The organism is Brevundimonas sp. 374, assembly GCF_900102995.1.
Lineage (GTDB): Bacteria > Pseudomonadota > Alphaproteobacteria > Caulobacterales > Caulobacteraceae > Brevundimonas > Brevundimonas vesicularis_C.
In genome coordinates this window covers 1042648-1061681 of sequence record NZ_FNKT01000001.1, presented here as the reverse complement: position 1 = coordinate 1061681, position 19034 = coordinate 1042648, and the positions used below count along the sequence as shown (strand labels likewise).

The 19034-nt window shown below is 66.9% G+C and carries 17 protein-coding genes and 1 pseudogene; 12 read left to right on the top strand and 6 right to left on the bottom strand.

Annotation, left to right across the window (positions count from 1 at the left end; all coding sequences use genetic code 11):
* Positions 1–138 precede the first annotated feature (138 nt).
* From pstC to phoB, 5 genes are read left to right on the top strand one after another with little or no spacing between them, the layout of a single operon-like run.
* Complete coding sequence (gene pstC, locus BLR19_RS05260) at positions 139–1569, top strand: phosphate ABC transporter permease subunit PstC (RefSeq protein WP_091747976.1); 1431 nt, start codon at positions 139–141, stop codon at positions 1567–1569.
* Positions 1562–2866: a phosphate ABC transporter permease PstA gene (gene pstA, locus BLR19_RS05255; RefSeq protein ID WP_091747973.1), complete on the top strand. Its 1305-nt coding sequence runs from the start codon at positions 1562–1564 to the stop codon at positions 2864–2866. The genes pstC and pstA overlap by 8 nt, the downstream gene beginning before the upstream one ends.
* Positions 2867–2870: 4 nt before the next feature.
* Positions 2871–3818 carry a phosphate ABC transporter ATP-binding protein PstB gene (pstB, locus tag BLR19_RS05250; protein ID WP_091747970.1) on the top strand — a complete coding sequence of 316 codons (948 nt, stop codon included), beginning with the start codon at positions 2871–2873 and terminating at the stop codon, positions 3816–3818.
* A gap of 4 nt (positions 3819–3822) precedes the next feature.
* Positions 3823–4548, top strand: coding sequence for a phosphate signaling complex protein PhoU (gene phoU / locus BLR19_RS05245; RefSeq protein ID WP_017505976.1), 726 nt, complete (start codon positions 3823–3825; stop codon positions 4546–4548).
* 20 nt (positions 4549–4568) lie between these two features.
* Positions 4569–5261, top strand: coding sequence for a phosphate regulon transcriptional regulator PhoB (gene phoB, locus BLR19_RS05240; protein WP_017505977.1), 693 nt, complete (start codon positions 4569–4571; stop codon positions 5259–5261).
* 37 nt (positions 5262–5298) lie between these two features.
* On the opposite strand, the gene BLR19_RS05235 is transcribed toward phoB, so the two are convergent.
* On the bottom strand, positions 5299–6222 hold the full coding sequence (locus BLR19_RS05235) for an Hsp33 family molecular chaperone (protein WP_091747967.1): 924 nt from the start codon (positions 6220–6222) through the stop codon (positions 5299–5301).
* A gap of 187 nt (positions 6223–6409) precedes the next feature.
* On the opposite strand from BLR19_RS05235, the gene BLR19_RS05230 reads away from it, so the two are divergent.
* The 4 genes and pseudogenes from BLR19_RS05230 (at position 6410) to BLR19_RS05220 (ending at position 10880) form a co-directional block, all read left to right on the top strand.
* Positions 6410–6949, top strand: a complete 540-nt coding sequence (locus tag BLR19_RS05230; protein WP_055755006.1) for a hypothetical protein — start codon at positions 6410–6412, stop codon at positions 6947–6949.
* Positions 6950–7070: 121 nt separating this feature from the next.
* Positions 7071–7598: pseudogene (locus BLR19_RS15060) on the top strand (HAD-IB family phosphatase); the annotation flags it as partial.
* Positions 7599–7718: 120 nt separating this feature from the next.
* The gene (serA, locus tag BLR19_RS05225) at positions 7719–8963 is read left to right on the top strand and encodes a phosphoglycerate dehydrogenase (protein ID WP_369818843.1); all 1245 of its coding nucleotides are present in this window, start codon (positions 7719–7721) and stop codon (positions 8961–8963) included.
* Positions 8964–9077: 114 nt separating this feature from the next.
* A complete protein-coding gene (locus BLR19_RS05220; RefSeq protein WP_091747961.1) occupies positions 9078–10880 on the top strand; it encodes an autotransporter domain-containing protein in 1803 nt (600 codons plus the stop codon).
* Between the two features lie 22 nt (positions 10881–10902).
* Here BLR19_RS05220 and BLR19_RS05215 read toward each other — a convergent pair whose 3' ends face one another.
* Positions 10903–11466, bottom strand: a complete 564-nt coding sequence (locus BLR19_RS05215) for a GGDEF domain-containing protein (RefSeq protein ID WP_055804230.1) — start codon at positions 11464–11466, stop codon at positions 10903–10905.
* Positions 11467–11649: 183 nt separating this feature from the next.
* On the opposite strand from BLR19_RS05215, the gene purE reads away from it, so the two are divergent.
* Both purE and BLR19_RS05205 read left to right on the top strand, forming a co-directional pair.
* Positions 11650–12141, top strand: a complete 492-nt coding sequence (gene purE / locus BLR19_RS05210; protein ID WP_091747958.1) for a 5-(carboxyamino)imidazole ribonucleotide mutase — start codon at positions 11650–11652, stop codon at positions 12139–12141.
* Positions 12142–13224, top strand: coding sequence for a 5-(carboxyamino)imidazole ribonucleotide synthase (locus BLR19_RS05205; RefSeq protein WP_091747955.1), 1083 nt, complete (start codon positions 12142–12144; stop codon positions 13222–13224).
* Positions 13225–13471: 247 nt separating this feature from the next.
* On the opposite strand, the gene BLR19_RS05200 is transcribed toward BLR19_RS05205, so the two are convergent.
* A complete protein-coding gene (locus BLR19_RS05200; protein WP_176758270.1) occupies positions 13472–14119 on the bottom strand; it encodes a COQ9 family protein in 648 nt (215 codons plus the stop codon).
* A gap of 188 nt (positions 14120–14307) precedes the next feature.
* On the opposite strand from BLR19_RS05200, the gene rpsU reads away from it, so the two are divergent.
* On the top strand, positions 14308–14550 hold the full coding sequence (rpsU, locus tag BLR19_RS05195) for a 30S ribosomal protein S21 (protein ID WP_026108547.1): 243 nt from the start codon (positions 14308–14310) through the stop codon (positions 14548–14550).
* 167 nt (positions 14551–14717) lie between these two features.
* On the opposite strand, the gene BLR19_RS05190 is transcribed toward rpsU, so the two are convergent.
* The 3 genes from BLR19_RS05190 to BLR19_RS05180 all read right to left on the bottom strand — a co-directional run bounded on the left by BLR19_RS05190 (position 14718) and on the right by BLR19_RS05180 (position 18981).
* On the bottom strand, positions 14718–16076 hold the full coding sequence (locus tag BLR19_RS05190) for an ABC transporter permease (RefSeq protein WP_091747948.1): 1359 nt from the start codon (positions 16074–16076) through the stop codon (positions 14718–14720).
* Complete coding sequence (locus BLR19_RS05185) at positions 16073–17020, bottom strand: ABC transporter ATP-binding protein (protein ID WP_017505988.1); 948 nt, start codon at positions 17018–17020, stop codon at positions 16073–16075. The genes BLR19_RS05190 and BLR19_RS05185 overlap by 4 nt, the downstream gene beginning before the upstream one ends.
* Positions 17021–17094: 74 nt before the next feature.
* Entirely contained in the window at positions 17095–18981 is a 1887-nt protein-coding gene (locus BLR19_RS05180) for a CocE/NonD family hydrolase (protein WP_255366445.1), read from the bottom strand.
* Between the last annotated feature and the right edge of the window lie 53 nt (positions 18982–19034).

Genomic DNA, 19034 nt, shown 5'->3' with positions numbered 1-19034 from the left:
GCGCGGCGGCCGATCGCTGTCACCCAACTGTCATCGACCCGTCGTAATCCGCTGACCATTCGCAGGCAGTAGTCGCGCCGCGTTGGTCCCGATGTTCAGGACCGTCGTCGATTCGCGCACGGCGCTTCGGACTTCTGAATGATCTGGATTTATCTGCTGATCCTCGTCGCCTTGAGTGCGGCCGCCTTTTTGGGCGGGCGTGCGTTGGCGCGTCGTCGTGCGATCGGCGCAAAGCCCCATTCCCGCCCCGGCCAGCATGGCGCCTATGCGCTGATCTGGGTCGCCGCGCCGGCTCTGCTGGTCTTGATCCTGGCCTCGGTTTTCGCCGCCCCGCTTCAGCGTCAGCTGACCGCTGTCGGTACGCCTGATGCGGTCGCGGCGCTGGAGCCGTTCCGCCGCGACGCCTTCTTCGCCGACGCCCACCGCGTGGGTCGCGGAGAGGCCGCGCTGCAAATCTGGGAACGCCCGCTGGCCGAACAACTGCCGGTCGAGGCGCGCCGCATGGTTCGCATCGAACGCACCCTGTCGTGGGGCGGCGGTGTCGCCGCCATCCTGGCCGCCATCCTGGGCGGCCTGTTCGCCCTGACGCAGATCAAGCCTCAGACGCGCGCCCGCAACCGGGTCGAGGGCTGGATTTACGGCGCCTTGTTCGTCTGCTCGGCCATCGCCGTCCTGACGACCCTGGGCATCATCGCCTCCCTGGCCTTCGACAGCTTCCGTTTCTTCCAGAAGGTGCCGGTTCTCGACTTCTTGTTCGGCACGCAATGGAGCCCGCAGATCGCCATCCGCGCCGATCAGGTCGGGTCGTCGGGCGCCTTCGGGGCCGTGCCGCTGTTCGCCGGCACCCTGCTGATCATGGTCATCGCCATGTGCGTCGCCGCGCCGATCGGCCTGCTGTCGGCCATCTATCTGTCGGAATACGCCAGCCGCACGACCCGCGCGGTGATCAAGCCGCTGCTGGAGGTTCTCGCTGGCGTGCCGACCGTCGTCTACGGCTTCTTCGCCGCCCTGACCGTCGGGCCCTTGCTGCGGGTCCTGTTCAACGAGATCGGCCTTTTCCTGATCGGCGGACCGCTGGACGGGCTGGGCCAATACCTGGCCCTGGTTCAGAACCAGATGGCCCTGACGGCCGGCGCGGTGATGGGCATCATGCTGATCCCGTTCGTGTCGTCCCTGTCCGACGACATTCTGAACGCCGTGCCCCAGTCGCTGCGTGACGGCTCGTTCGCCATGGGTGCGACCAAGTCCGAGACGGTGAAGCGAGTTCTTCTGCCCGCCGCGCTGCCGGGCATCGCCGGGGCCCTGCTGCTGGCCGTGTCGCGCGCCATCGGCGAGACCATGATCGTGACCATGGCCGCGGGCCTGGCCGCCAACCTGACCTTCAACCCGCTGGACACCGTCACCACCGTCACCGTGCAGATCGTGACCCTGCTGACCGGCGACCAGGAGTTCAACAGCGCCAAGACCCTGTCCGCCTTCGGCCTGGGCCTGACCCTGTTCCTGGTCACCCTGCTGCTGAACATCATCGCCCACCGGATCGTGCAGACCTATCGGGAACAATATGACTGACGCGACCCCCGATCAGATCGCCGGCGCGGCCGCCAAAGGACGTCTCGACCGCCTGCGTGCCGGTCTGAAGCGTCGTCACGCCAGGGAAACGCGCTTCAAATGGTATGGCCGCCTGGCCATCGCCGCCGCCATGCTGTTCCTGGCCGTGCTGCTGGTCCGCATCGTCGAGCAGGGCCACACCGCCTTCTACACCCACACCGTCACCGTGCCGGTCTTCATGGACCCGGCGCGCGTCGACCGCGCCTATCCGCAGGGCTCCAACTTCGAGCAACTGGCCGCCGAGCAGCAACTGGCCCGCATGGGCATTCAGGACGACGCGGCCGGGACGAAGGCCGCGCAGATGAAGCGGCTGTTCTCGTCGGAGCTGAAGTTCGTCGCCGCCGATCTGGTCGCCAAGCGCAGCGAGGTCATCGGCGAGACCGTGCCCCTGGCCGTGCCGCTGTCCGACGACGCCGATCTGTATCTGAAGGGCGAAATCTCCAAGGCCACGCCTGAGGATCAACGCCGCCTTACCGATCAGCAGATCGCCTGGCTGGACCGGATGAAGTCCAATGGCGTGATCGGCGCCCACTTCAATACGGCCCTGTTCACCAACGGCGATTCCACGCAGCCCGAGCTGGCGGGCGTCCTGGGCGCCGTGGTCGGGTCGGCTCTGATGTTGATGGTCACGGCCCTGATCGCCATTCCGCTGGGCGTCGGCGCGGCCATCTGGCTGGAAGAGTTCGCGCCCAAGAACAAGCTGACCGACATCATCGAGGTCAACATCAACAACCTCGCGGCCGTGCCGTCGATCGTCTACGGCCTTTTGGGTCTGGCCCTGTTCATCAACTGGATGCATCTGCCGCGCGCCAGTCCCATCGTCGGCGGTCTGGTCCTGGCGTTGATGGCCCTGCCGACCCTGGTCATCGCCACCCGTTCGGCGCTCAAGGCCGTGCCCCCGTCGATCCGCGAGGCCGCCCTGGCCATGGGCGCGTCCAAGACCCAGACGGTGTTCAGCCACGTCCTGCCGCTGGCCATGCCCGGCGTCATGACCGGCGCCATCATCTCGATGGCCCACGCCCTGGGCGAGACCGCGCCGCTGCTGCTGATCGGCATGGTCAGCTTCGTACCGGGCGTGCCGCACGCCATCGACCAGCCGGTCGGCGCGCTGCCCTCGCTGATCTACATCTGGGAGAACGCCTCGGAGCGGGCCTTCCACGAACGCACCGCTGCGGCGATCATCGTCCTGCTGGTCTTCATGATTATCATGAACGCGGCGGCCATTATCCTGAGGCGGCGCTTCGAGCGTCGGTGGTAAGAGAATGAAATTCCGTATTTTCCGCTCCGCCGAGGACCAGACCGGCGCCGGCTCGATCGATCCGACCGAAGCGCCGCGCATGGGCGGTCAGATCCTGCCCGAAATCGCCCTATCCAAGGGCGCAGCCGCCGAACCGCGCGTCGAGGACGCTACGCCCCGGTCGGGCCCCGCCGTGGTCGACAGCCCGCCCGTCGGTCCGATCAAGATCGCCGCGCGCGACGTCTCGGTCTTCTATGAGGGCAAACAGGCGCTCTACGATGTCTCGTTGGATATTCCGGACAAGACCGTCACGGCCCTGATCGGCCCGTCGGGCTGCGGCAAGTCCACATTCCTGCGGACCATGAACCGCATGAACGACACCATCGCCGGGGCCAAGGTCACGGGCCGTATCGCTATGGACGGAGAGGACATCAACGACCGCTCCATCGACCCGGTGCTTCTGCGCGCCCGCGTCGGCATGGTGTTCCAACGTCCGAACCCCTTCCCGAAATCGATCTACGAAAACGTCGCCTACGGACCCAAGATCCACGGCCTGGTGTCGTCCAAGGCCGAGATGGACGAGGTCGTTGAAAAGGCGCTGAAGCGCGCCGGCCTGTGGGAAGAGGTGGCCGACCGCCTGCAATCGTCGGCCATGGGACTGTCGGGCGGTCAGCAGCAGCGTCTGGTCATCGCCCGCGCCATCGCCGTAAACCCCGAAGTCATCCTGATGGACGAGCCCTGTTCGGCGCTGGACCCCATCGCCACGGCGCGGATCGAGGAACTCATCGACGAACTGCGCGAGCGGTTCTGCATCGTCATCGTCACCCACTCGATGGCCCAGGCCGCGCGCGTGTCGCAACGCACCGCCTTCTTCCACATGGGCCGTCTGGTCGAGACCGGGGATACGGAAGACATCTTCCAGAATCCGCGCGAACGGCGCACGCTCGACTACATCACGGGACGCTTCGGCTAATCCGATGAACCAGCACACCGTCAAAGCCTATGGCGACGAACTGAACCAGATCACGGCCGAGATCGCCCGTATGGGCGGCTTGGCCGAGGCCCAGGTCGCGGACGCCATCGACTCCGTCGCCCGGCGCGACATCGCTCTGGCCCGCGCCGTGGTGGAACGCGATCTGAAGCTGGACGCCCTGCACCGCGATATCGAGAAGAAGGCGATCCGCCTGATCGCCCTGCGCCAACCGGTCGCCAGCGACCTGCGCCGCACCCTGGGCGCCATGAAGATCGCCACCGATCTGGAGCGCACCGGCGACCTGGCCAAGAACATCGCCAAGCGCGCGCTGATCTTGGCCGAAGCCCAGCCGATGCAGCCCCTGACCCGTTCGATCGAGCGAATGGGACGGCTGGTCTCGACCCGCCTGCGCGATGTGCTGGACGCCTATACGGCCTCGGAACTCGATCGGGCCGTCGCCGTCTGGCAGACCGACGACGAGGTCGACGAGCACTACAACGCCCTGTTCCGCGAACTGCTGACCTACATGATGGGCGATCCGCGCACGATCGGCGCCTGCACCCATCTGCTGTTCATGGCCAAGAACCTGGAGCGGATCGGCGACCACGCGACCAACATCGCCGAAACCGTCCACTACGAGATCACGGGCGAAGACATCGTGGGCGAACGCCCGCGCGCCCAGCCTACGGCTGAAGATTCCGATCCGACGCCCAACCTTTCGACGCACTGACCCGAGACCGGAGACCCGACGTGCAGCCCTATATCCTTGTGATGGAAGACGAGGACGCGCTGGCGACCCTTCTTCAGTACAATCTCGAAAAGGAAGGCTACGACGTCGCCGTCGCCGCCGACGGCGAGGAGGGCATGCTCCAGATCGATGAGCGTTTGCCCGATCTGGTGCTGCTGGACTGGATGCTGCCCAAGCTGTCAGGTATCGAGGTCTGCCGTCGCATTCGCGGCAAGGCCGAGACCCGCAACCTGCCGATCATCATGCTGACGGCGCGCGGCGAGGAGAGCGACCGGGTTCGCGGTCTGGACACCGGCGCCGACGACTATCTGACCAAGCCTTTTTCGATGGTCGAGCTGATCGCGCGCATCCGCGCCGTCCTGCGACGCATTCGCCCGGGTCTGGCCGACGACCGCCTGAACCATGGCGACATCGTCGTGGATCGCGTCTCGCACCGGGTGAAGCGCAACGGCAAGGAGGTCCATCTGGGCCCGACCGAGTTCCGCTTGCTGGACCACTTCATGCAGCACCCCGGACGGGTGTTCAGCCGCGAGCAACTGCTGGACGCGGTCTGGGGCTCGGACGTCTATGTCGAGGCGCGCACCGTTGACGTCCACGTCGGTCGCCTGCGCAAGGCCCTGGCCATCGCCGACGAAAGCGCAAACCCCATCCGCACGGTCCGCTCGGCGGGCTATTCGCTGGATTTGGAAGGCTAAAAGAAGAAGGGCGGCTCTCGGAGCCGCCCTTTGCAATTCAAATCTGCTCTGCGACCACTTCATCGGGGTCCAGCGCATAGACCGTGGCGCAGTATTCGCAGGTGACGCGGATATTGCCGTCGTCCTCCAACATGTCGGCGCGCTCGGCGGGATCGAACGAGGCCAGGACCGAGGCGATCCGTTCGCGCGAGCAACGGCAAACGGCCGTCAGTTCTCGCGCGCCCTCCAGCCGCACGCCATCCTCGTGGAACAGGCGGAACAGCAGTGTCTCGGGCGAGATCGTCGGATCGACCAGCTCGTCATCGCCCAGGGTGCCGAACAGGGCCCGCGTGCGGTCCCAGACCTCTTCGGTCGAACCGCGCGCTTCGTCGCCGGCGATGATCTGGATCATCGCCCCGCCGGCGCGCCATTGCGATCCGCCGTCGGTCTGAACCTGGCCGACGGCCAGACGCACCTTGGTCGGCACCTGTTCCGACTGCTGGAAATAGTGTTCGGCCGCCAGCGACAGGCTCTCGCCTTCGATCGGCGTGATCCCTTGGGTGCGCTCGAAGTCCAGGCCGCGATCCAGCGTCATGATGAAGACGCCCTGGCCCAGCAGCGAACGCGCGCCGGGACGTGCGAAGCCCTGCGACGCCTCGGCCACCTCGGCCTCGTCGTAGCGGCAATAGCCGCGCAGCGACCCGTCGGTGCCGTAATCGGCGACGACATAGCGCACGGGGCCGTCGCCCTGGGCCTGGACCAGCAGGCGACCCTCGAACTTCAGGCTGGAGCCGATCAGTGCGGCCAAAGCGCAGGCCTCGCCCAACAGGGCGGCGACCGGCTCGGGATAGGCGTGGGCGGCCAGGATCTTGTCGATGGTCGCGCCCAGGCGAACCAGGCGACCGCGCACGGGCCAGCCTTCGATCTGGAAGGCGGCGGCCAGATCGTCGGAAACGGGAATGTTGGACGCGTGATCGGTCACGGCGAGGTCCTTTGGGGCGTCATTTCGGGATCGCGGCTATGTAGGCGCCCGCGGGCGGCTTGATAAGGGGGCTAATCCGCCCGGTCTGGGGGAGGGCGACGGAACCGATTTCGGCGCGGATCGCTCTTTTGGCTCAAGCGGAGCCGTCGCTCCGTTCATGACGCCAATAACTGAAGAGGTTCCGCCGATGATCCGCGACATCGATCCGATCGAAGAGATTCGCAAACACCCCGGCATCACCGCCGGCAGCCTCCTCGCAGTCGCGCTCGGCGCTGTCGCCGTCGTCTATCTGACGCAACGCAGCGGCCCTACCCGTTACCAGCGCATCAAGTCGCGCATCGACCCGCGCGGCTGGGTCGATACGTCCGAACTGCGCGACCGTTTCCATGACGCCGTGGACGCCTTCCGCCACCGCGCCGAGGATGTCGGCGAACGCGCCGGCGCGCTTTCGCGCGACGCCCGCCACCGCGCAGCAGACACCGCCTATGACGTGCGCGACCGCGCCGACGACTGGTTCCGTTCGGCCCGCAAGGACGGCAAGAAGGCGCTGAAGAAGCATGGCAAGACGGCGCGCCGCTACGCTGACGACGCCGGTCAATATGCGCGTGACCACGCCCGCGAAGGCGGCGCCCTTCTGGCGGTGGCGACCATCGCCGCCGCCGTCGGCGCAGCGGTTCTCGAAAGCCGTCGTCCCGACAGCCACGTGCGTCGCATCGCCCGCTTCTGATATTTTCGTGCCGCTCGTCCGGTGAGAATCGCGGCGGGCGGCAAACTTTTAGCGCATCTGCCCACAGTGAGCAGCATCGCTCGGCTTTGCCGCAGCCGCGAAGGCCGCTAAGACGCCGCCCATGAGCGCGCGCCCCACCCTGATCTTCGACTTCGATTCGACCCTGGTCGATTTCGAGACCCTTGAGGCTTTGGCCGACATCGCCCTGGCGGACGCGCCGGGCGCATCCGAGACGCGCGCCCAGATCGCCGCCCTGACAGATCAGGCTATGGCTGGGGAGATCGAATTCGGCGAGGCATTGCGCCGCCGTCTGGCGCTGTTGCCGCTGACCCGCGCCCATGTCGCCGCCCTGGCCCAGACCGCGCCGGACCACCTGACGGCGTCGGTGCGGCGCAACCAGAATTTCTTCCAGCAGAATAAGGGCAAGGTAGTCATCCTCTCCGGCGGCTTCCGCGAGGTGATTGCCCCCGTCGCCGAAGAGCTGGGCGTCTCTGCCGATCGCGTGCTGTGCAACGATCTGATCTATGACGCCGACGACCGCGTGGTGGGCGTTGACGACGCCAACCCCCTGTCGCACGCCAATGGCAAGCCGACCGCCATTCACGGCCTGAACCTGTCGGGTCGGGTCGTCATGGTGGGCGACGGCTGGAACGACGCCGAGGTCAAGATCGCGGGCGCCGCCGACGCTTTCTATGCCTTCACCGAGGTCGTGCGCCGCCCGCCGGTGGTCCAGGTCGCCGACGCCGAGGCCGCGTCGCTCGACGAGGTGCTGCATGCCGAAGGCCTTGTCGGCCGCTGGTCCTTCCCGCGTAGCCGCATGAAGATGTTGCTCCTGGAAAACATCCACCCCGCCGCCGTCGAGCGGCTGGAAGAGGCGGGCTATTCGGTCGAAACCCAGAAGGGGGCGCTGGACGAGGACGATCTGATCGCGGCCATCAAGGGCGTCCATGTCCTGGGCATCCGTTCCAAGACCACGGTCAGCCGCCGCGTGCTGGAACAGGCCGACCGCCTGATGGCCGTTGCGGCCTTCTGCATCGGCACCAACCAGATCGACCTGGACGCGGCCTCGGATCACGGCGTGGCGGTGTTCAACGCGCCCTATTCGAACACCCGCTCGGTGGTCGAACTGGCCATCGGCCTGATGATCGTCCTGATGCGCGACGTGGCGGACAAGTCCTCGGCCATGCACGTCGGCAAGTGGAACAAGTCAGCGACCGGCTCAAAGGAACTGCGCGGCAAGACCCTGGGCATCGTCGGCTACGGCGCGATCGGCAGCCAGCTGTCGGTCCTGGCCGAAAACCTGGGCATGCGGGTGCTGTTCTATGATCTGTCCGAACGCCTGGCCCTGGGCAATGCGCGCCGCATGCGCTCGCTGGACGCGCTTCTGGCCGAAAGCGACGTGGTCACCCTGCATGTCGATGGCCGCAAGGAGAATGCCAACATCTTCGGCGCGGCCCAGTTCGCCCGGATGAAGGAAGGCGCGTTGTTCCTGAACCTGGCGCGCGGCCATGTGGTCGATGTCGGCGCCCTGTCCCAGGCGATCGGCTCTGGCCGGGTCGCCGGCGCCGCCGTTGATGTCTTCCCCGAAGAGCCGCGCACCAACGCCGACCCGTTCGAGAGCCCGCTTCAGGGCCTGCCCAACATGATCCTGACGCCGCACATCGGCGGCTCGACCGAAGAAGCGCAGGAGGCCATCGCCGAGTTCGCGGCCGAACGCTTGCTGGGCTATCTGAACCGGGGCGATACGACCTTCAGCGTCAACCTGCCCAACGTCCAGCTCTCCGACGTTTCGGGCGCGCACCGCATCCTGCACATCCACAGGAACCAGCCGGGCGTCCTGGCCGAACTGAACCGCGCCCTGGCCTCGGCGGGCCTGAACATCCTGGGCCAGCACCTGAAAACGGACGAGCGCACGGGCTATGTCATCACCGACGTGGACCGCGATTACGATCCAGAGGCGCTGCGCGAACTCAAGACGGTGCCGGGCACGCTGAAGTTCCGCACGTTGCAGTGATACGTCGCTCGCAAATATCTTCTCAAAGCTGACCTCGCGGCATCTTGCGCTCTGCGCGAACTGGCGCATCCTCACGTCGAACGGCCGCGCAACGACGGCTGCGGGAGGAATTTCATGTCACGCTTCATCACCGGCGGCGCCGTCGCTGCCCTGGCGCTCGCCGCCTGCGCCTTTGCCGGCTCGGCCTCGGCCCAGACCTACAACCGTCTCGTCGTCTTCGGCGACAGCCTCAGCGACAACGGCAACCTGTTTCTGATCTCGGGCGGGACCCAGCCGCCGTCGCCGCCCTATGCGCGGCGCTTCTCAAACGGTCCGACCTTCGTTGAACTGCTGGGTTTCAACGCCGCCAACTTCAACGGCTCGGTCACGGGCAGCATCAACTACGCCTTCGGCGGCTCGCGCACTGACGCCTCGGCCGGCGTGCCGTTCGGCATGCTGAACCAGCTGTCGCGCTACACCGCCGCGGGCGGCCGATTCAGCTCGACCGATCTGGTCAGCGTCCTGGGCGGCGCCAACGACATCTTCCAGGGTCTGCCCGCCGCCGGCGCTTCCGCCAGCCCGGTCGCCGCCATCACTCCGGTCGCAACCACGGCCGCCGCCAACATCAACAGCCTGGTCAACACCGTGGCGGGCGCGGGGGCCGGGACCATCCTGGTCACCAACCTGCCCAAGCTCAGCCTGACGCCTCAGTTCCGCGGCACGACCGCCGCGCCCCTGGCCGACTTCGCCGTCACCACCTTCAACACGGCGCTCCAGACCAATCTGACCGCCACGGCCGCCGCCCGTCCGGGCAGCAACATCATCATGATGGACCTGTTCAAGATCGGCGACACCCTGGCCGGCAATCCGGGCCTGTTCGGCATCACCAACATCACCCAGCCCTGCTTCAACGGCGTAACGGTCTGCACGAACCCCGACAGCTACTTCTACTTCGACGGCGTCCACCCGACGGCGGCGGGCCACCGGATCATCGCCCAACTGGCGACCGACTACCTCTACTACGGCGACATCGGCGCCCAATCGACCCTGCAGGGCGAGACGGCCTATCGTCACCGCGAGGACGCCCTGGACGCCGCCGGCGAGGCCCTGTCGGGTCGCAAAGCGTGGGAGGCCGGCGTGTCTGTCACAACTTCGGCCCTGATCGACAGCGTCGACACCGACGCGCGCGGCTCGGTCACCAGCTCGTCCAGCGACGGCTGGGGCGCCCGTATCGCGCTTGAGGCCGGCCCCTCGGCCAACTGGCGCTTTGGTCTGGCCGGTACCGCGCGCAACACCGACGTCGAAAGCCAGGCGCTGCAGTTCAACGTCGAGAGCTTCGGCCTGGACATCTATGGCGGCTGGCGCTCGGGCGATGTCTTCGTCAACGCCGCCGTCGGCGTGGCGCGCGACAACATCGACGACATCGAACGCACCACCAGCCTGGCGCCGATCGTCCACACCGCTGAAACCCGCGCGCTCAGCAGCGGCGCGCGTCTGCAAGGCGGCATGTGGTTCGACATGGGCGGCGTCGCCCTGTCGCCCCGCGCGGCCCTCGCCTACGTGTCCAGCGACGTGGACGGCTATTACGAACAGGGCGTCGGCGCCCAGTATCAGTACGGCGATCGCACCGTGAAGGCTCTGACCGGCGAGGTCGCACTGCGCGCCGAGGCGGAAATGGGCGGGTTCGGCCTGTTCGCCGAAGGCGGCTACCGCGACGCCCTGGACGACAGCTCCGATCCGGTGCGCGTCGGTCTCTACAACAACCCGGCCCAAGTGCTGTCGCGCGAGATCGACGATCCGTTCGGCGGCCAGTTCCTGGCCTCGGCCGGCGTCGAGGGTTCGCTCGGCCCGGTCAAGGTGACGGTCGGCTATCGCGGCCGCTTCGGCGACCACGCCGACAGCCACATGGGCGGCATTCAGCTGAAACTGCCGCTTTAAGCGGCAGGGGCGGGAAGGGGCCTCAGCGCCCCTTCTTCCTCACCCACATGGCGGCGTCGGCCTCGGTCAGCCAGACCTCGGCGTCGGTATGGCCGTCCCAGGCGCGCACCCCGAACGAGCCGCCCAGTTCGGTCTTCTGGCCGTCCCAGACGAAGCCCTCGGTCTTCAGCGCCTCGGCCAGCTGACGCGCCTTGGCCCGGCCCTCTTCATAGCCCGCGTGCAACATCAGCAGGGCGAACTCGTCTCCGCCCAGCCGGCCGACTGCGTCCGACTCGCGCAGATTGGCCAGGAACAGCTCGGCCACCGCGACCAGGGCTGCATCGCCGGCGGCATGGCCCAGGCTGTCGTTGACACTCTTGAACCCGTCCATGTCCAGATACAGCAGCACCGCCGGCACTCCGTGCCGCTGGCAATAGGCCATGGTCCGCTGCATCGCCGTGATGAAGCCGCGCCGGTTTAGGGCGGGGGTCAGCACATCGTGGTCGGCGGCGGCCTCGGCGGCCGCGGCGCGCGTCTTCCACGCTTCCAGCTCGACGCGCAGGCGCGCGATCTCGGCGGTCAGGTCGTGTTCGGCCACGTCGGTCACGGCGCAGGAATGGCTCCGAAGGCGCGACTCAGTCTGCGTCGCGCGGTCGAACGATGGTAGAGCGTGATCCGCCGACATTGAAGGCCGACATTACGGGCCGACGCGGCTGAAATCACGGTGTTGCGGTTGCGGGCGTCACCCGCGTGCTGTAACCGGCGCCTTTCCGCGAGGGGCCTTGCAGACATGGCGACTTCCGAAACCCCGGTGGCGATCATCATGGGCAGCCGGTCCGACTGGCCGACCATGAAGCTGGCCGCCGATCGCCTGGATCAACTGGGCGTCGCGTGGGACGCCAAGGTCGTCAGCGCCCACCGCACGCCCCAACGCCTGGTCGAGTTCGCCACGGGCGCCAAGGCCGCCGGATACAAGGTCATCATCGCCGGGGCGGGGGGCGCCGCCCACCTGCCGGGCATGGCCGCCTCCATGACCGAACTACCGGTGCTGGGCGTGCCGGTCCAGTCCAAGGCGCTGAAGGGCATGGATAGCCTTCTGTCGATCGTACAGATGCCGGCCGGCGTTCCGGTCGCAACCCTGGCCATCGGCGAGGCGGGGGCCGCCAACGCCGGCATCCTGGCCGCCCAGATCCTGGCCCTGTCGGACGCGGGGTTGGCCGGACGCCTGGCCGCCTTCCGCGCCGCCCAGACCGAATCCGTCGCAGAAACCGTCGAGGACTGAGTGCCTGATCTTCCGCTTCCCCCCGGTTCGACCCTCGGCATCATCGGCGGAGGCCAGCTGGGCCGGATGCTGAGCCAGGCCGCCTCGCGCCTGGGCTTCGACGTCGTGATCCTGGACCCCGAGCCCGACAGCCCGGCCGGCCGGGTTTCGGCGCGCCAGATCGTCGCCGCCTATGACGATCCCAAGGCCCTGTCGGCGCTGGGCCGTGCCGCCGATGTCGTCACCTTCGAGTTCGAGAACGTGCCGGCCGAATCCATCGAGCGTCTGGCCGAGGCCGGCGCCCTCGTCGCGCCGGGACCGACGGCGCTGCGCGTGTCGCAGGACCGGGTGGACGAAAAGACCTTCCTGAACGCCGTCGGCGCCCCGACGGTCGCCTTCGCCGTCATTGATACGCTGGATGACCTGGTCGTCGGCCTGACCGAACTGGGCCTGCCCGCCCTGCTGAAGACCCGCCGCGAAGGCTATGACGGCAAGGGCCAGGTCTGGATCCACGCCATCGAGGATGCGCCCGCCGCCCTGAAAAGCCTGGGCGGTCGTCCGGCCATCCTGGAGGCCAAGGCGACATTCGTGCGCGAACTGTCGGTCATCGCCGCCCGCGACTGGGACGGCCATATGGCGGTCTATCCGCTGGGCGAGAACCGGCACGAAGGCGGCGTTCTGCGCACCACCCTGGCCCCCGCCGCCGTGGACGAAAAAACGCAAGTTCGAGCCCGCGCCATCGCTGAGGCGATCCTGGACGGGCTGGACTACGTCGGCGTTCTGGGCGTCGAACTGTTCGACCTTGGAGACGACGTGCTTCTGGTCAACGAGATCGCCCCGCGCGTTCACAACACCGGCCACTGGACCCAGGACGGCTGCGTCTGCGATCAGTTCGAACAGCATATCCGCGCCGTCGCCGGCTGGCCGCTCGGCCCCACGACGGCCCACGCTCGCATCGAAATGACCAACCTGCTGGGCGACGAGGTCGAGGACTGGCGCAAGCTGTCGACCAAGTCCGACGAACGCTTGCACCTTTACGGCAAGGCCGAAGCCCGCCCCGGCCGCAAGATGGCCCACGTGAACCGGGTGTTGGGCGTGGTCTGATCAGCTGACCTTGGTCGCGTCACACCGCACGACATTGAGCACGCCGTTGGGAATCGGTTTGCTCTCGACCCAGCAGACCTTCGGTTTCACTCGTGAAGGCGGCTCTTGGTAAGAAAGTGCGCCCAAAAGCGCCGACCCTGCCAAAACGCCCAAGCCACTCAAGGCGACAGTCTTTCGCATCCCGCACCCTCCGTTGGAACGAAGGGTTGCATGGGCTGCGCTTGTCGGCAACCTTGACGCGTTCGCCTTACGCCCTCGCCCCATACCGCATGCGGCTCAGCGCATCGCTGACCTTTCGGAATGGCGCGTCGAAGTCCTTGCCCACCCTCCACTTCTCGAAGGCCATGACGTTTTCGATCCGGCGGGCGACGAAGGCCTCGGCCGCTTCGCGTCCGTCGAACCAGCGCAGGGTCAGGGCGGGAATCAGGATGCCCGACAGGATCGTCCGCTTCGAATAGTGATTCCAGTCGGTCGCCTCGTCCCCGGCCCAGCGCCACAGATGATCCGCGCTCTCCCAGGCCAGTTTCAGCCCCAGGTCGGCGTTGACGGGCAGGGCCAGGAAGGCGGCGCAGCGACGCGTGGCCTCCAGATCGGCGGCGCCCGCCTCCATCCGCTCGGACACGGCGCGGGCGATTCGCTCACGAATCTTCAGCGACTTGGCGTCGATCTCACCCAGAGCCGCCAGCGATCGCGCATCATGGCGACGTGACAGCAGGGCCGCCAGATCGCGCGCGCCGTTAGGCAGCAGCAGTTCCTCGTCGCCCTGCGACAGGCCGCACGCCTCACAGGCTTCGCGCACCAGACGCGCGTTCCAACCCAGCGCGGGCGCGCGGGCGATGGCGGCGTCCAGCACGGTCTGTTCGGTCCGCTCGGCCCAGTCTGTCGTCTCGGTCATAAGGGCGATCATACGCCGGTCGTCATGGCGTTTCGAGCCTTGAAGAATGGTCGCGACGATCTGGACAGAAGCAGGCGGCTCGTGTATCAGCGCGCCTTCATCCGAGAGCCCGGCTGTCGGAAGACGATTTTATTTTGTTCGCCCGTCTCCCTCACAGGACGCGGCGGGCGGCCAAAGGAGAGTTTAACCTGGTTCAGATTTTCGTTCGCGACAACAACGTCGACCAAGCGCTGAAAGCCCTGAAGAAGAAGATGCAGCGCGAGGGCAGCTTCCGTGAAATGAAGCGCCACGTGCACTTCGAGAAGCCCTCGGAAAAGCGCGCCCGTCAGAAGGCTGAAGCCATCCGTCGCGCCCGCAAGCTGGCGCGCAAGCGCATGCAGCGCGAGGGTCTGCTGCCCGCGCCGAAGCCGCGCGTTCCCGGCGGTCGTTAAGACCCCGGCGAAAGTCGAAAGATTTAAGGCCGCTTCCTCCGGGAAGCGGCCTTTTTCTTTGCGTTTCGTTTCTGCGGAGAGTGGGGCAGGGCTCTTCAAGTTTTGACGGAAGAAGCGCCGCGCCACCTCACCATCGCGCCGCGACGGGGAGGTGGCGACCATGCCGACTACGCCCGCCCGGTGATGGCCCGACCGAAGCTCTTCCAACTCAGCTTCACGTCTGACAGGGCGCCGGCACGGAAGGCCCGCCCTGCGATCCAGACCATGAAGGCGGCAGTCGCGAACATGCCGATCAGCGTCAGAATCACCTCCACCAGCGGCGGATCGCTGGGCGCGCGCGCGCTCATCAGGAACGGGGTGAAGAAGGGGATCCAGGACAACACCTTCACCACCGGCGCATCCGGACTGGTCAGGGCCATCTGCATCACCAGGATCGGCACGACCAGGATCATCATGATCGGCCCCATCAGGGTCTGGGCGTCCCGCGGCGTCTCGCAGAAGGCCCCGATGGCGGCGAACAGCACCGCATACATCAGGTAGCCGCCGACCATATAGGCGATGAAATAGAAGATCAGGCCGTCGTGCAGCAGCACCTGTCCGACCGTCGCCGCCGTCTCGGGCGAGGCCGAAATCAGGGTGAAGGCGCCGATCCCGCCCCAGACCCCCATGACCGTCAGGGTCAGCAGCGCCACGCCCAGCACCTTGCCCGTCAGGATTTCGGTCGCCGAGGCCGAGGACAGCAGCACCTCCAGGATCTTGTTCGACTTCTCCTCCATCACGCTGTTCAGCAGGATGGAGGCCCCTGTGATGACCAGCGACCACAACAGGAAGCCGACGCCCAGGCCGATGAAGGACGGGATTCGGTCACGCATCGACACCTCGCCCCCGCTGGCGGCGCTCGGCGAGAAGGACTTCACCTCGGGCCGGAAGGTCTGAACCTCCTGCGCCACGGCCGGGGCGACCCCGGCGGCGGTCAGAAGTTCGGTGCGTCGGGCATCACGCAGGGCATTTCGGATGAAGCCGGAGACGTCGTTGTCAGTGGCGCGCGCGGTCCAGACCTGGGCGGCGGGCTTGCCATCCGTGCGGCTCAGGAAAACCACGGCGTCGAGGCGCCTGGCCTTCGAGGTCTGCTTGTCCAACGCCTTGCGGATCGCCTCGTCACGCGCCGGGCCGACGGCGTCGGCGATGGCGGGCGGCGTGTCAACCAAACGAATCTTGGGGCCAGTAATGGAGGCGACGGCGCGCCCGGCGCCCGCCTGTCCCTTTTCAGCGGCTTCGCGCAGGCGTTCGTTCTGACGATCCACATCCGCTTGCAGAGAGGCGCGCACGGCGGCGGCCAGACCCGTCGCATTGGGGCCTTCCTCGATCACCGCCACCGATTTGATCGGCTCGGAGGCCTTGATCAGCGCCGGAATGCCGCCGCCCAGCACGGCGAACAGCGGGAAGGCCAGAAGCGACAGCCAGAAGCCGACGGTCTTGGCGTAGGCGACATATTCGCGTCGCGCGATCAGCAGCGTGCGGTTCATCGGACAGCCTCCACGGATGCGACGGGTTGGTCGGGATGGTCGCCGGTCAGGCCGATGAAGGCGTCGTGCAGCGTCGGCTCCTTGAGCGCGAAGCCCCGCACGTCCAGGCCGTTCAGGAAGGCCGTCTTCAACGTATCTTGACCCCCGGCGCCGGGCGCCAGGGCGATCTTCAGGCGACGCACGCCATCCACGTCGGACAGGGTCTCGACGCCCGCCACGCCGGGCAGGGCGGCGGCGGCGTCCGCGCTGATCGCACCATCCAGATCCAGGAAGCGCGGCGAGGTGGCCTTGGCCTGATCCACTGTCCCCTCGAACGCCTTCTTGCCACGCGCCAGCAGCACGACCTTGTCGCACAGCCGCTCGGCATGCTGCATCACGTGGGTGGAGAACAGGACCGTGGCGCCGTTCGCGGCCAGCCCGCGAATCATCGCCTCCAGACCCTGCTGGTTCATCGGGTCCAGACCGGAGAAGGGCTCGTCCAGGATGACGAACTCGGGCTGATGCACGACCGAGGCGATCAGCTGCACCTTCTGCGCCATCCCCTTGGACAGCTCCTTCATCTTCTTTTTCTGCGCCTCGCCGAGCCCCTGCTGCTCCAGCAGGGTCTTGGCGCGCTTGCGGCCTTCGGCGACCGGCAGGCCTTTCAGCGCGCCGAAGAAGGCGATGGCCTCGACCGGCGTCATCTTCTTATAGAGGCCGCGTTCCTCGGGCAGGAAACCGATCCGATCGCGCACCTTGCGCCCGTCGTCGGCGCCCAGGATCTCGATCCGCCCCGACGTCGCCGGCTGCAACCCAAGGATCATCCGCAGGGTCGAGGTCTTGCCCGCCCCGTTCGGCCCCAGAAAGCCGCAGATCGACCCCTTCTCGACCTGAAAACTCAGATCGCGCACGGCGTGGAAATCGCCGTATCGCTTGTTCACCCCATCCAGCGTCAACGCCGCCATGTCGCCTCCCAAATCCCTGTCGTCAGCCTAGAATCCGACGACAGGGGACGCCAGCGACTTCGGAGCAGGGGCGCCTATTTCACCACAGGCAGGTCGATGTAGGACGCGTCGTCGCCCGCGTGATGGATTGCGTTGTCGGCGACCACACCCTGGCTCTCGGTCTCGTTCGGTCCGCCTGTGTTCAGGTTGCGCACGAACTTTGGGAAGTTGGAGCTGGTGACTTCGACCCGGATACGGTGACCGGGCTGGAAGGTGTTGCTGATAGTCAGCGGCGTGGGCTGCACGGTCGCCACTTGTCCCGGCGTCAGGGGCGCGGGACGTTCATAGCCGTTGCGATAGCGCGCCCGCATGATGGTGTCGCCCAGGATATAGGCCGTGCCGTCTGGCGCCACGTCCACCAGCTTGACCGCGAAATCGGTGTCGGGCGCAGAGGACGACACCTTCAGCACCGCGTCGATAAAGCCGGTGACCTGCATTGGCTCGGTCAGCGCCTCCGACGTATAGACCAGCACGTCGTTGCGCGCTTCGATCGGTCGCTGATCGAAGGCCCCGGCCGTGACCAGCCCGCCGTTGCAGCAATCGCCGCCGCCGATGGTCTGGACCGGGTTCATCGGATCATAGCGATAGCGGTCGGCCGGCTCGCCGGCGGGCGGCGCCTGAAGGCTCAGCAGGCCGTCGCCGTTCAGGCTGTTGGCCGCACCGCCCGAGCGCAGATACATCCGCACCGTCTTGACCCCGGCCGGCGGCCACTGCGCGGCCGTGCGCCAGGCGTTTTCGCCCATGTTGAAATACTGCACATGCGGCGTGCTCTCGGGGAAGGCGCGGCGCTCGCCCTTCAGCCAGCGATCGAACCAGGCGTGCACCAGGGCGTCGCTGTCGAATGTGGCGTCGCCCAGCGGGCGGTCGCCCGACTTGTAGTTCGGCCCCAGGCCGCCAAAGGCGCAGTGGTTGTTGGGGCCGACCACGACGTACTGGTTCTCGGCCGCCTCGCGATCCTGGGTCGTGGATCGGGCGTGGTTGAACAGCTCCATGTTCGGCCCGATGGAGACGTCATACCAGCTGTTGAACCAAAGGGACGGCACGCCCCAGCCCATGTCGTCGTGATACAGGCCGCCCTGACGCCAGGCCGGATCGGATGGGGTGCGCGCGATCAGTTCCTCGAACGTACCGGCCGGCTCGCCCAGGTCCTTCAGCATGTCATTGACCGGCAGATGCCGGATCTGGCTGGGCCAATTCACATCCGGCTTCTTGGCGTCCAGGTCGTTGTAGCGGACGATCCGGGCGCGGGTTTCCTGATCGATGTCCATCGGAATCTGGGCGCGCTGCGGATTGTCCACGCCGTACAACCACACAAAGAACAGGTTGCGCGGCACGCCCCCTGTGTACCAGTTGCCCTGTTCCTGGAACCGTCCGACCTTGCCGATGCCGGCGCCCGAGGCCTGGGGCACCATGGCGGCATGGGCGGGATGGTTCTGGGCCGCCAGGGCCAGCTGCCATTCGGCGGAGGACGAACAGCCCAAGGTGCCGACCTTGCCGTTCGACCAGGGCTGGGCCGCGATCCACGTCAGGGCGTCATAGCCGTCGGTCTGGGGATAGCCCAGGATCTGATAGTCGCCGCCCGAGAAATACCGTCCCCGCTCGTTCTGGATGACGAAAGCATAGCCCTTGCTGACCCAACTCAGGGCCGAGCGCGTGGTGCGGGCGTTGTAGGCCAGCTCGTTATAGGGTGTGCGCACGAACACGGTCGGCAAGGGGCCGGACGCGTTCTTTGGCCGATAGACATTGGTGGCCAGTCCCACGCCGTCGCGCATCGGCACCATGACCGCCATCTGCACATCCGCCAGGCGCGATAGCTCGGTCTGTGCGGCGGCGTCGCTGTAGCGCCCATAATCCTGCGCCGAGGCGGCGATGGGCGTGGCGGCCAAAAGGCCCGCGACGACGGCGGCGACGATCTTGTTCATATTCATCCCTCCCAGAACGAGAGGGGACACTAGGACGTTTGCGACGCCCGTCG

Bases quoted from the DNA above. Each gene is read 5' to 3' on its own strand.
- pstC (WP_091747976.1), top strand. From the start codon at position 139: ATGATCTGGATTTATCTGCTGATCCTCGTCGCCTTGAGTGCGGCCGCC.
- pstA (WP_091747973.1), top strand. From the start codon at position 1,562: ATGACTGACGCGACCCCCGATCAGATCGCCGGCGCGGCCGCCAAAGGA.
- pstB (WP_091747970.1), top strand. From the start codon at position 2,871: ATGAAATTCCGTATTTTCCGCTCCGCCGAGGACCAGACCGGCGCCGGC.
- phoU (WP_017505976.1), top strand. From the start codon at position 3,823: ATGAACCAGCACACCGTCAAAGCCTATGGCGACGAACTGAACCAGATC.
- BLR19_RS05230 (WP_055755006.1), top strand. From the start codon at position 6,410: ATGATCCGCGACATCGATCCGATCGAAGAGATTCGCAAACACCCCGGC.
- BLR19_RS05220 (WP_091747961.1), top strand. From the start codon at position 9,078: ATGTCACGCTTCATCACCGGCGGCGCCGTCGCTGCCCTGGCGCTCGCC.
- purE (WP_091747958.1), top strand. From the start codon at position 11,650: ATGGCGACTTCCGAAACCCCGGTGGCGATCATCATGGGCAGCCGGTCC.
- BLR19_RS05200 (WP_176758270.1), bottom strand. From the start codon at position 14,119: ATGACCGAGACGACAGACTGGGCCGAGCGGACCGAACAGACCGTGCTG.
- BLR19_RS05190 (WP_091747948.1), bottom strand. From the start codon at position 16,076: ATGAACCGCACGCTGCTGATCGCGCGACGCGAATATGTCGCCTACGCC.
- BLR19_RS05185 (WP_017505988.1), bottom strand. From the start codon at position 17,020: ATGGCGGCGTTGACGCTGGATGGGGTGAACAAGCGATACGGCGATTTC.
- BLR19_RS05180 (WP_255366445.1), bottom strand. From the start codon at position 18,981: ATGAACAAGATCGTCGCCGCCGTCGTCGCGGGCCTTTTGGCCGCCACG.